This is a genomic window from Pseudoalteromonas sp. Hal040, from assembly GCF_037162425.1.
Classification (GTDB): Bacteria; Pseudomonadota; Gammaproteobacteria; order Enterobacterales; family Alteromonadaceae; genus Pseudoalteromonas; species Pseudoalteromonas gelatinilytica.
The window spans coordinates 1,443,635-1,457,237 of sequence record NZ_JARLUU010000001.1; the positions used below are offsets into that span (position 1 = coordinate 1,443,635).

The following is a 13,603-nucleotide window of genomic DNA, read 5'->3' on the forward strand; positions in this document are numbered from 1 at the left end:
TGTTGCGTTAAAATGCCATGGTCACAACCTGATTACGGCCATTTAATTTTGCTTTGTATAAGCCTTTGTCGGCTTCTGCCAGTAACTCGTTAACATTATTTGTGCCCGACTTATGGGTGATGATACCGATACTGATAGACAGGTTTATTTCATGGTGATTGTGCACAAAGCTATCATTATGAATGGCTAAACGAATTCGCTCTGATAAGATTTCCCCTTGAGCTTGGCTAGTATTGGGTAGTATCACTGCAAACTCTTCACCGCCAATCCTAGCCACGAGATCGTGCTCACGTAGCTGGCTTTTAATCTTTTTAGCAACCCACTTAAGTGCTTCATCACCCGTTTCGTGGCCATGCTGATCATTAACTCTCTTGAAGAAATCGATATCTATCATCAAAGCGCAAAGTTTTGTTAGGTTGTTGTTTGCTTGTTCTAAATAATTGTTACTAACGCTAATAAACGCTCGACGATTCAATAAACCGGTTAGCGAATCACGATTAGCAAGGTCACTCAGTACCTGCTCATGCTCTAAGAACATCATTAATGGCCAGATCATGGCGGTTAGTGTGGTAATAACAATATGGCTTATGAGAATAACAGCTAATATTTGTTTCAAGTCTGTTTGCAACAAACCTAGGTAATCACTAAGTAGTAGTGAAAATTGGGTTACCATAATCAAAGCGTGAATGACGAAACACAACTTGAGTAATACTAAATGCATGATGCGTTTAACATGCAACTTCCTTAGCGCGAAAGCTGCATAGCTAAAACATGCTGCAATTATGGCTGTTGTGAATAACTGGCTAAATGGTGAATCATAAACAGGGAGTAATATTACTGCAGATGCAACTAACACATACGCACATTTATTTTGACATTTTTTGTCTGATTGACTGTAAGCATGAATACCTAGTATCGCTGCTAAGGGAGCTGAAATTATCAGTAAATCAGCTAAGTAATGTGTAATTAAAGGGAAGTCGATAAAAACACGCAGAGAGGCTGCAATTTGGGCGCATACAAATATTAGACACGAGCTACCCCAATATAAATAACTTGATTGTTGTCTTAAAAAATACAAAGACAATAAGAACGACCCAATAATCACATTCAATAAAATTGAAATGCTGATTATGGTGGGTAAATGCATCATGACTTTCCCTGAAGAATCACTCGACTAAAATCTATTTAATTATTATGTATTAGTTTGATATTAGCAACCCGTACATTGTAACTATAATTTTAAACTCTCTAATGCTGGTTTTAATGTTGGATAGTGAAACCGATAATTGTGACTAAGTAGTTTATTCGGAAGCACAAATTGACCATGAAGCAGAAGATCAGACATCTCTCCCATCATCAACTTTAATACCCAGCTGGGCATGCGTAGCATAGCTGGGCGTGAGATAACACTTGCGAGTGTTTGGCTAAATTCATTATTATCGACAGGGTTTGGCGCAGTGGCATTGACAGGCCCGTGTATCTCTTGATGTGAAAGCACAAAAAGGATGAGTTGTATCATGTCGTCAATATGGATCCAAGACATTCCTTGTTGACCATGGCCTACTGGTCCACCCAAGCCAAATTTAAAAGCAGGCAGCATTTTACCTAAAGCACCACCTTGCTTAGCTAATACGATACCTGTACGAAGTAAGCATACTCGAGTTTGGTCAGATTGTGCTTTCGTCGCTGCATGCTCCCAATCACGGCAAAGAACATGGCTAAATTCAGGATAAATATCATTAAAGCTTTCATCAATTGGCTGGTTTTCTTGGCGGCCATAAAAGCCAATCGCACTGCCAGAAATAAAGGTATGAGGCGGCGATTCACAGCGGCTAATGGCTTTAGATATCTGTAAAGTAAGATTAATCCGGCTATTCAGTAAGGTGCGCTTTTGCGACTCGCTCCAGCGTTTATTGACTATTGGTTCACCTGCTAAATTAATGACAGCGTCAACCTCTTCAAAATTGACTTCATCGAGTGACTTAACTGTGTGTACTTGATGAGTCAGAATGACAGCAGCTTGAATTGGGTTTCGTGTAAGTACAGTCACCTTGTGATGGTTTAATAAAAAAGGACACAAATGCCTACCAATAAGGCCCGTTCCGCCTGTCAATAAAATATGCATAGTGTTGCCTTAAGTTAAAAGTGCTGTGTAAATTTTATACATAGTGATGAGGGTTTTTGCAAATATATACGGATAAAGCAGTAATTTAGATTAGTCTTCTTGAGTGCTATTCTGGTAAAGATGATAACCATTTTTTGACGCTTGTTTAGTTTGGTACATTGCTTGATCAGCAAGCTTGAGCAGTTTTTGTGGATCTTGACTGTGATCAGGTGCTAGGGCTACACCAATACTAAGTGACACCGTAACTGTGTGTTTTTCGAATATAAAAGGGCTATCAAATCGTTCAATTAGATGGTTGAGCATGGCATTTATGTAGCAACTTTTTGCAATGTTGTGGGCAACAATAACGAATTCATCCCCTCCATAACGGTAGACATCATCATCAGCTCTAACTGATGACGTAATTCGTTTTGCGGTTTCAATAAGAACTTGATCACCGATTAAATGACCGTAGTTATCGTTGAGTTGCTTGAATTTATTAATATCAATAAAGATTACAGCCAGTTTATTATCTTCAGAACAAAGATTAGTAGCGTGTTTTAATGCAGGCTCTAGTTCCGTTCGATTTAAAACACCAGTCAAATGATCGTGACTTACTTGAAAGTTTAATTTACTTGTTCGCTTATTAATTATGTTACTCATACGTATGAAGCGTTTGAAAAGGTAACCTATTTCATCATGAGAATTAATCGTCATCATTTTTGCAGGCATGCCTTTTTCAAGCTGTTTGGTATTTTTTATTAATATTTTCATTGGCTTGAAAAGTTTAGAATTGATATAAAAAGCACAAAATACTAATAAAATAACAATTAATGGGATTTGCAAAGTGACGAACCGGGTAATAAATAACCTATTTCTTTGGTACTCAGCATTTTGCTGTTCTAGCTTGGCCTGCTCAGTATTTTGAAACTGTAGAATATGCCAACGGATTTGGTCCATATACTGTTTTCCCTCATCAGTTAACACAATCGCTTTAGCTTCTTCAAGGGCATAAGGTGTGCCTTGCATTACGAGTGTCACAGTTAATGCCAATTCAGCTAATTTTTTGTTAACTAGTTCATCAATTAAAGCAAGCGTATTTTGTTGTTCGGAGTTGTTCAGCGTTAGTTTATTAACGGCCAAAAAATGTTGTTTTACTTGTTCAAGAGCCGCGTAATAGGGTTCTAAATAGTTGAGGTCTTGCGTTAATAAATAACCCCGTTGTCCAGTTTCGGCGTTCGTTATTTGATTGTAGAACTTTTCTGATTCATCGAGCACATTATGAGTATGGATCACTGCTTCAAGCTTAGCCTGACCTTGTTTATCTAATGCATAGATAATGAAAGTATTGGCTACCACCACACAAAAAATTGTGGATAGCAGAAGGATAAATTTAGCTCTTAGCGACATTGAATGAGTAGGGGATTGTTTCAGTTATTAATAATAAAGTATTGATGGGTATTGAGTATTTTTCCAGTGTGAGTTTTAAGATATGTAGTCGAAATTTTGGTTAAATTATTAATGTGAGCTTAACAAATTGGTGCAGATTGTGTTTATTTTTGGTAATTTAGTCCCGATAATAAGTAAATAATGTATTTAAGGAACTATTATGCATAAGGGATTAATTGCAGGTGCTGCAGTTTTTAGTATGTTTAACGCATACTCTCTTCAAGCTGCAACAGTCGAAAGGGTAAGTCCCCTCAACCAACCACAACTTCAAAACCTGCTGTTAATAAATCAGAATCTTCAAAATAATCAAAAAAAGGTTCTTATTTTGAAGAGGTAACTTTGCCTCACCTTAACTCGACGAGTGCGGTAAGAAAAAATTCATCAAACAAAATTCTACAGCAATATTATTCTGGCATTCCAATTTGGGGCCAACAAATTCGTGTTCAAGCGCAGTCACAGCATATGAGTGGCTTTTTTGCGACTGATATCAATGAAACACAATTGCAATTAAGAGCGAATAATCAATTTGAATTAGAGACTGCTGTTTTAGCAGTACTTAAAGCCTCTAAACTGTCACTAGATTCTTCTTATAAGCTCGTAAAATCAGAGCGCTACATTTATGTTAAAAACGATCAAGCTCATTACGCATATTTAATTGAACTTGAAATTTTAAATGCAAAACATGAATCAAGGCCTTCAGCTATTATCAGTGAAAAGACTTATGAAGTGTTTAAAGCGTGGAATAATATCAAGCACACACAGGCGATGGGACCTGGTGGTAATGAGAAAGTTGGCCGTTATGAATATGGCGATGATTATCCCGCATTTGCTGTTTCCCAAGTAGGAGAAACATGTTTTTTAGAAAATGATAAAGTAAAAACTGTTTCGATGGAGTCAGGGAGCGAGCCTTCAGCTGCGTTTTCATTCCCATGTGCTCGAAATACTCACAAAGAGGTTAATGGTGCCTATTCGCCTTTAAACGATGCCCATGCATTTGGTACCTCAGTGTTTGATATGTATGAGCAATGGTATAACACGGCACCACTGACTTTTAAGTTATTGTTGCGTGTTCACCAAGGTGATGGTTGGGAAAACGCGACTTGGAATGGCTCTGCGATGAGCTTTGGTGATGGTGCTGATAGTTTTTACCCGCTAGTTTCTTTAGATATCGTATCTCATGAAGTAAGTCATGGTGTTACTGAGCAAAATTCCAATTTATTTTATTATGACCAATCGGGAGGGATCAATGAATCTTTCTCAGACATGGCTGGTGAAACTGCTGAATACTTTGTCAGAGGCACTACAGATTGGTTGTCTGGTGCCGACATCACAAAAAATAGAACTGCATTGCGTTATTTTGAAACGCCGTCAAATGATGGTATTTCAATAGACCACGCATCACAGTTTTATTCTGGAATTGATGTTCATTACAGTAGTGGTGTATTCAACAGAGCATTTTATTTACTAGCAAATAAGCCAGAGTGGGATCCACGTAAAGCTTTTCAAATTATGCTCTACGCAAACCAAAATTATTGGGTAAATTCAACGGACTTTATCGATGGTGCATGTGGTGCAATAAACAGTGCCATTGATTTAGGTTATGCGGCAAATGATGTTGTTGATGCATTCAATACGGTAGGTGTTGTATGTAATAATATTCAATTCATTGATAATGATAACGATGGAATGGATGACAATTGGGAGTTGTTATATTCACTCGATTCATCAGACCCTACAGATGCCTCAGGTGATCTAGATGAAGATGGATTGACCAACCTAGAAGAATACAGTTTAAATTCTTTGCCAAATGATTCTGATTCAGATGACGATGGTCTAACTGATTACCAAGAACATCATGTGTATCAAACGAGCCTAACTAACCCTGATTCTGATAACGATAAAATGACGGATGGTTGGGAAGTCAATTTCGCCTTAGATCCACTTGATAGTTCAGATGCACAAAGTGACTTAGATAATGATAGCTTCACTAACCTAATTGAATTTTTATTAGGTTCAGACCCAAGTGATGCTGATTCTACGCCAACAATACCTGCAACAATCTCATATAACTTTAATGACAATCTTGTTCCTGAGAGTTTTAATTTTACAGATCCTTCTACGCCATGGGAAACTTCACAAATAGATGAAAACTATAGTTTCTCTTTGGCTAATAATGACATTGACGATAGTCAAGCAACTAGTTTTGAATACAGCTTTGTAACAGACCAGACTAAGTATTTAAGCTTTATTTATAAACTTTCTACAGAAGCTGGTTTTGATCATTTGTATGTTTACCTAAACGAGCAATTAATTGTTATTGATTCTGGTATCACCGATTGGCGCTCTTTCGAGCAGGTTATTCCTGTAGGCTTAAATACACTTAAATTCGCTTACATTAAAGATGGTTCTGTATCATCAGGCTTAGATACAGTTTTCATTGATAACATTTATATCAGTAATGAATTTGCTGATAATGATGGTGATTCAATACCCGACTCTTGGGAAGTTGCACACGGACTAGATCCTTCGAATCCAGACGATGCATCATTGGATAATGATAATGACGGTTTGAGTAACCTCAATGAGTATTTAAATCAGGGCGATCCTAATAACCTTGATACAGATGGAGACCAAATTCCAGACGGCTGGGAATATGAGCATGGTCTAAATTTAACAGACTCTACTGATGCAATGCTTGATAGTGACAATGATGGATTTAGTAACTACACCGAGTTTCAGTTACAAACAGATCCACAAGATGCGGAGTCATTTCCAGAGCAATTGAATCTAACTAGTTCATTTGAAGACTCTCAACTACCTCAATGGTTTAACCATTCATCAGAGAACAACGCAGATTGGTACATTGATAATAGTTTTGCTACCGATGGTTCGCATAGCATTCGCTCTGGTAAAATCTCAGATAGTCAGATGAGCTCATTCAGTGCTACAGGTGTCTTCGTAGAAGCATACCTTGTATTTGACTATAAAATAGAATCTGAAGAATGTTGCGATTCTTTTGCGCTGAGAATTAATGGTTCAAATAGTGATATTGAGTGGATCGCTGGAACGAAGGAAGGGTCGGTAACTGTTAAAATCCCTGAAGGTGTTAACGTTATTGAGTTTTCATATTCAAAAGATGGTTCAATATCTACAGGAGAGGATGCTGTTTGGCTAGATAATTTTAAGTTTATTTCTAAAACGAGCGATGCTGATACAGATAGTGATGGGCTGCCAGATTTTTGGGAAGTTGAAAATGGGCTTAATTTAACTGATGCTAATGATGCATCTTCTGACTACGATAATGACGCATTAACAGCTCTGCAAGAGTATGGTATTGGAACAGATCCTAGACAGTCTGATAGTGATGGAGATGAACTTCCTGACGGTTATGAAGTAAATATACTTATGACCTCACCGATTAATGCAAATGTTACTGGTGCTGATTTAGATGAAGATGGTTATACAGACGTACAAGAGTATTATGCACAAAGCTCACCATCAGATTACGCTTCAACACCTTCAGCAATAAATAACCTTTTCGAAAGTTTTGAATATGGTGGGTTACCAAACCGCTTTACGGTGTTAGCAGCAAATAATGTTGACTGGATTTCAAGTGATAGTTGGTCTACAAACGGAGTGAATAGCCTTTCTTTCAATCCTAAGTTTGATGGCGAAGATTATACAGAAGTAAATGCAGGTTTTGCTATTGCTGGTTTGTTTGAGCAGGGTTTTATCACCGTTGACTATAAAGTTAACAAAAATGACCACTTTCAAGTTCAACTGAACAACGAAAATCTCCTTGTTCAATATAGTGAATCTCGTTTACTTATACCTGTCAATGATGGCTTCAACGTCATTAAAATTAATCTAGCTGATGCAGACTTTTACCGTTATGAACCATTTTATATTGATAGAGTCATGTGGATTTCAGAGGTTGATACTCGTTTAGATACCGACAATGACGGCATTCCAGATTTCTGGGAGTATCAATTTGGCTTAAATGTCCTTGACTCATTCGATGCAAGTCAAGATTTAGACAGAGATGGTTTGGCTAACATAACCGAATTTGAAATAGGGTCAAACCCAACAGCTGAAGATACTGATTCAGATGGTGTGGTTGATAGTGAGGATAGTCATCCAGATGATCCAAATTTAGGAGAAAATTTACCGCCTGTTTTCTCTGATCTGACACCTGTGACAATTGAAGGTGTCTATGAAAACACATCTATTCCTAGAAGTTTTTATCCTGAGGTTACAGATAACAATAGAGCAGCAGTTGAGGTATACCCTTTATCTAGAACGCTAGTATTTGGCGAGAATCAAGTAACTTGGGTCGCTGAAGATATTGCAGGGAATAGCGCAAGAGCTGTGCAAACATTCTTTGTTACTGATACGACTGCTCCAACCATCCGAAATGATGTCGTCGCTATGAACGGTGAATTTACTGAAGAACAATTGTTTGAAACCTTGCTAGAGCAGTTTATTGTTTTTGATAGGGTATCAGGCATCAAAGAAATAACTGTCGGATCAGGGCTAGATATAGAATTTGAATCAGGGCGTTACTCTTTAGATATTACGGCAAGCGATAATGCTGGTAATAAAGCCTCAGGCACAATAAACCTACATATAAATCCTCGTATTGATATTCAGCCTTATACCTATGCTTATCGAAATGCTCTGACCGTCGTTGCGCTTAATGTAAGAGGTAAACCGCTATATGATTACTTGGGGTTAAATTTAAGTGCTGGAAATTATAGCCATTATGTTGGTGACTACAGTATTGAAGGGATCAAGAAAGTAGTCTTCCCAAGTATCGTGGAATCGTCAATCGATTCAATTGAGCTTGAAGTATACGACGGCGGTTATACAGGGGAGTTTAGTAAATCTGAAATAATTCATTTAGATGAAGATGCTCCACGTACTATCAGCGCCACTTATAAACAAAATGGTAAGAAAATGGCAAGTTTGGTCAAAGGGAATAGCGCCGAACTTTATATACAAGTATATGGCTTTTCAAATTATGAAAGTTTAGAGCTAAAAGTAACATTATTATCTGCTGAACAAGTCATCAATGAAGTTGACGTGTATATGTATGACACATCAATTTGGAGTGGCTATTTTGGTATTGAAGATGCTTGGCAAGGAGACATTACCTTACAGTATGACATTTTACAAAATGGAGAGTCGGTTCTGACTAAAACTGAGACTGTGCCATTAATTAATAATGTTATCTTTGATGATGAAAGTGCGGACACCGATGGTGATAATATTCCTGATATTATAGAGTGGATAGGCGACAGTGATGGTGATGGGATTGTTGATTTCTTAGATAGTTCAGCAAACACCTCGAAGGGGGTACTCGCATCTGACTCTTATGTATATACGAACAATGTTTTTCATATCATCAGAGCAGGTGACGTTATTCGCACTCACAGTGAGCATTTCATAGAAAATATGAATGTATCTGAAGAGATGTTGCTTGATGCCTTCACGCAGATGAGGGTTGAAGATCCTCACTTCCAATTGAAGAGTGACATGATAAACATTAATGTTGAGCTCGCTCAGCGCACAGAGTCAGTAGACCTTGCTTTACCAATGCTTGAAAACGCTTTATTGAGCGATGAGCTACAAGCACGCGTACTAACGTTAAGTGGTTGGAAATCGGTAGAGATAATTGCAAGCAGCGAGTTTAGTTCTGAGTGCAGTAATTGTTCAGTGATTAGGATTGAAGATGGTAGTGAATTTGACTTAGACGGCGTGAAAAATGGTTTTGTTGAGGTTGTCGCAAAACTTGCACAAGAAAGTCTTAATAGCGCACCAACATTATCTCTTATTATTCCAGAAACGATAGAAGAGCTGCATACTTTCGTTCTAGATGCGTCAGGCACATCAGATAGTGACGCAGATGAATTAACGTATCACTGGGCTATTTCTATACCCGAAGTTACTATCGAAAACCAGAATGAAAGTATAGCAATCTTGAAAGTGTCTGAGCTTTTAGAGTCGAAGCAGGGAACAATTTCTTTAACCATTAACGATGGTTACGAGGAATTTGTTCATGAGCAATCTGTTTTATTCATGCATGTAAACCAATTGCCAACAATTGAACTTGCTAATAGTTATACAGTTAATGAGAATGCAGAAGGTGTGATTACTGTTTCTGCGACAGATAAAGAATCACAGTCATTAACTTACAATTGGACGCAAACGCAAGGGCTTCAAGCTGATATTCTTCAATCTACTTCTCAAACGTTGAAATTTAAATCTCCAACTGTCTCAGTGGATTCGTTAATCAGATTCAAAGTAGTCGTTTCGGATGGAGAAGGAACAACAGAACAATCAATAGATGTTACTGTCAAAAATGTAACTACTAGTAGCAATGGTGATAAAACTGAGTCTAGTAGCGGTGGCGTTTTTGTATTTCTAATTGCCCTGTTACCTTTCGTTTATAGAAGGCGAGTTTACAGACTTTAAAATAGCTAATAAAAGCCCCTTTTTAAGGGGCTTTTTTAATAGGTTAAAATCATTATTAATAATACAAATTCAATCTAAAATTATGATTACTGCTGTTGTTATTTGAAATTCTTGGTATGCTTCTTTAGAGCAAAATAAAATTCGTATAACTAGGGAGCTAGGTTGAACTTTCTGCGCCAATTTCACGATATAGTATCAAATCAAGAAATTGATTTTTCGAGTAAAGTAGTCAAGTTACTGCAATTTGGTTTAGATGTTTTCGAACTCGATTTTGCGATTGTGAGTCGTGTTGATAACAAGCTCTATACGGTCATTCATGTGGTTGCACCTGATGATGCGATTGCTGTTGGAACGCAGTTTGATATTGAGGGAACCTATTGTACTCATACTCTTGAAGCGAACAAGGCTTTGTCGTTTCATCATGCATCAAAAAGCCATATTGCACAGCACCCTTGTTATGTAAATTTCCAACTTGAGTCATACATAGGTGCACCTATTTATGTTGGTAAAAAAGTATTTGGTACAGTTAACTTCTCTGCCCCGAATGTATCAGAGCCATTTAGTGAAGAGTCACATGATTATGTTGAGCTATTTGCTCAGTGGTTAGGGAATGAATTGGCACGAAATGCTTCATCTGAACGGTTATTGAAAAAAAACTACATGCTGGCGCAAGTGGAAGAGGTCGCTCGAATTGGTTCATGGGAACTCGATTTGTTGGCCAGTAAATTGTACTGGAGCAAGCAAACTAAAGCTATCCACGAAGTCCCTGCAGATTATTCCCCCAATCTTGAAACGGCCATTGAGTTTTATAAAGAAGGTGAAAGTCGTGATGCAATACAACACGTAGTCCAAGAAGCAATCGAGCAGGGTAAAGATTGGAATATAGAAATTGAGCTCATTACAGCGAAAGGGAATCCTGTATGGGTTTCAACGTATGGCGAAGCTGAATTTGAAAACGGGCAATGCATTCGTTTAATTGGTACTTTTCAAGATGTCACGAAAGAGGTGTTACTTCGTGAAGAGCTTAAAAAGCAAAAAGCGGATGCTGAACGTACACTTGAAGATCGCAGTATCTTGCTGGCTAAAATTAGCCATGAGCTGCGCACGCCGTTAAATGGTATTACAGGCATGCTAACTACTTTACTTTATGAAAAGTCAGAGCAAAAGCGAGAAGAAAAACTCAAAGTTGCACTACGAAGTGCTGATATTTTGTTAAACATCATCAACGAAGTGCTCGACTTTTCTAAGATAAATCATGGTGAACTCAAATTAGAGCCTAGTCACTTTTTACTAAAAACAATATTTGTTGATCTTGCGTCATTATATTTACCGTTATATCAGGAAAAAAACCTCAATTTTGACGTCGACATTGATATTAGTGATGAATGTTGGATTTATTGTGACAATACTCGACTCACTCAAATAGCCTCAAACTTACTGAGTAACTCGTTAAAGTTTACTGAGCAGGGTGAAATAAAGCTTAAGGTATCTGCTAAACATCATGATGGTGATGTGAGCCTTCATTTACAGGTTAGCGATACAGGAATAGGGATGACCGAGAGCTTTATGAAATCGCTATTTTCACCATTTACACAAGAGGTTACAAAAGAGCGTAAGCAAGGCGGAACAGGTCTTGGGCTCGCTATTGTCAAAGAGCTGATTGATTATATGGGTGGCACAATACAGGTCAGTAGCGAATATCAAAAAGGCAGTTGTTTTGATATTCAACTAACTCTAAAGCTCGGGCAGCCACAATCACATGATGCGCTACTTGCCTGTGATATCGACTTTTCAACCTTGCCTTTATCAATACTGGTTGTTGATGACAATCAAATAAACCGATTTGTTTTGAAAGCGCATCTTGAGAAATTAGGTCTAACGGCCGATTATGCCTGCGATGGTATTGATGCGATAAATAAGTGTAAGCAAAACAATTACAATCTAATTTTTATGGATTGTGTAATGCCTGAAATGGATGGTATTGAAGCAACCCGTATTTTAAGAGGCGAGCAAATCTGCCCAACGGATAAAACCTATATCATCGCTTTAACAGCCAACACCTCTGCAGATGATAAGGCAGCCTGCAAACAAGCTGGAATGGATTTATTTGTTTCAAAGCCTGTTAAAAACACGGCCATTGAACAAGCAATAGCGACTGCAAAAGAGCATTTTTCAATGTAAGCCTTCGTGTTGTATGGCTGCTCAGGATAGAAAAATTATAGCAAGGTAAATTAGTACTTAATTTAGGCAATTTCGAAATTTAACCTATACTTTTAATGGGTTTAAAATGTTGGATTGCTAAATGGACTACTCTGATAACCGCCGTGACTTTCTTAAGACATTAGGCGTTGGTGCTGTGGCTTCAACACTTGCTTTCAAGGCTCCTTATGTGTTCGCGAAGAACACGCCTACAATTAGGGTCATGGGGACCCACGTAACTCTACAAGAAGAGCTCAGGCAAAAAGCGATGCTTGAGCTGGGTATTAATATTGAATTTACCCCCATGGGCAGTGCCGCGGTGTTGCAAAAAGCAGCGTCAGATCCAAGTAGTTTCGATTTATATGAGCAATGGTCAGATTCAATTAACATTCTCTGGCAAGCAGGTGCAATTCAGCCTATCGAAACAGATCGGCTTACTTATTGGCAGGAAATTAATCCACTTTCTAAAACGGGAAAAATTGTACCCGATGCTAAATTAGGCGCTGGTGACTCACCCAACAAACTTCTATACGTACAAGCAGATGGTTCGCTTGCGACTACACCAACCAATGCAATAAGTTTTATGCCTTATGTACACAATGTTGACTCGTTTGGCTACAACACACAATTTATAAAACAGGGTACTCCTTACGAAACTGAGTCTTGGTCTTGGTTACTCGATGAAAAGAATAAAGGCAAGGTCGCCCTTGTTAATGCGCCAACAATCGGTATTTTTGATGCTGCACTGGCTGCCGAAGCGCAGGGGCTGATGACATTTAAAGATATGGGCAATATGAGTATTAGCGAAATTGACCAGCTATTTGCAATTTTACTGCAAAAGAAAAGGCAAGGTCACTTCGCTGGCTTTTGGACTTCGGTACCGCAATCAGTCGACTTTATGAAAATGAAGCGCGTCACGATTCAAAGCATGTTTTCGCCCGGTGTCAGCGCCTGCAAAGGGCAAGGAATACCCGTTGTGTATGCCTCTCCAAAAGAAGGCTATCGCGCTTGGCATGGGGTTATGTGCTTATCTGCTAATGCACAGGGGCATGTTAAAGATGCTGCATATGAATACATGAATTGGTGGCTTTCTGGCTATCCAGGCGCGTTTATAGCAAGACAAGGCTATTACATTTCAAACCCAGAGCGGAGTCAGCCTCTTATGTCAAAAGCTGAATGGCAATATTGGTATGAAGGGCAAGAAGCATCCATCGATTTACGCGGAACAGACGGCAAAATATCTGTGCAAGCGGGTCAAGTCCGTGATGGAGGCAGCTATATCAGGCGTTTTTCGAATATAGCGGTATGGAATACGGTAATGCCTAACTATGATTACAGTTTAGATAAATGGTATGAGTTATTGAACTCATAAGGAAT

Annotated in this window: 7 protein-coding genes; 4 read left to right on the forward strand and 3 right to left on the reverse strand. The window is 38.3% G+C overall.

What is annotated here, in order from left to right:
• Window positions 1–7 precede the first annotated feature (7 nt).
• From P4S60_RS06515 to P4S60_RS06525, 3 genes are all read right to left on the reverse strand, one after another.
• Window positions 8–1,150 (reverse strand): GGDEF domain-containing protein, encoded by a 1,143-nt coding sequence (locus P4S60_RS06515; protein WP_337115406.1) that lies wholly within the window; start codon window positions 1,148–1,150, stop codon window positions 8–10.
• An 81-nt stretch (window positions 1,151–1,231) separates the two neighbouring features.
• Window positions 1,232–2,125 carry a TIGR01777 family oxidoreductase gene (locus tag P4S60_RS06520; RefSeq protein ID WP_062564533.1) on the reverse strand — a complete coding sequence of 298 codons (894 nt, stop codon included), beginning with the start codon at window positions 2,123–2,125 and terminating at the stop codon, window positions 1,232–1,234.
• Window positions 2,126–2,215: 90 nt separating this feature from the next.
• Entirely contained in the window at window positions 2,216–3,514 is a 1,299-nt protein-coding gene (locus P4S60_RS06525; RefSeq protein WP_337115407.1) for a diguanylate cyclase domain-containing protein, read from the reverse strand.
• A gap of 199 nt (window positions 3,515–3,713) precedes the next feature.
• Here P4S60_RS06525 and P4S60_RS06530 point away from each other — a divergent pair, with 199 nt between their 5' ends.
• From P4S60_RS06530 to P4S60_RS06545, 4 genes are all read left to right on the forward strand, one after another.
• The gene (locus tag P4S60_RS06530) at window positions 3,714–3,890 is read left to right on the forward strand and encodes a hypothetical protein (protein WP_337115408.1); all 177 of its coding nucleotides are present in this window, start codon (window positions 3,714–3,716) and stop codon (window positions 3,888–3,890) included.
• A 2-nt stretch (window positions 3,891–3,892) separates the two neighbouring features.
• On the forward strand, window positions 3,893–10,027 hold the full coding sequence (locus tag P4S60_RS06535; protein ID WP_337115410.1) for a M4 family metallopeptidase: 6,135 nt from the start codon (window positions 3,893–3,895) through the stop codon (window positions 10,025–10,027).
• A 162-nt stretch (window positions 10,028–10,189) separates the two neighbouring features.
• Window positions 10,190–12,208 carry an ATP-binding protein gene (locus tag P4S60_RS06540; RefSeq protein ID WP_337115411.1) on the forward strand — a complete coding sequence of 673 codons (2,019 nt, stop codon included), beginning with the start codon at window positions 10,190–10,192 and terminating at the stop codon, window positions 12,206–12,208.
• Window positions 12,209–12,329: 121 nt separating this feature from the next.
• The gene (locus tag P4S60_RS06545; RefSeq protein WP_337115412.1) at window positions 12,330–13,598 is read left to right on the forward strand and encodes an ABC transporter substrate-binding protein; all 1,269 of its coding nucleotides are present in this window, start codon (window positions 12,330–12,332) and stop codon (window positions 13,596–13,598) included.
• Window positions 13,599–13,603: the final 5 nt, after the last annotated feature.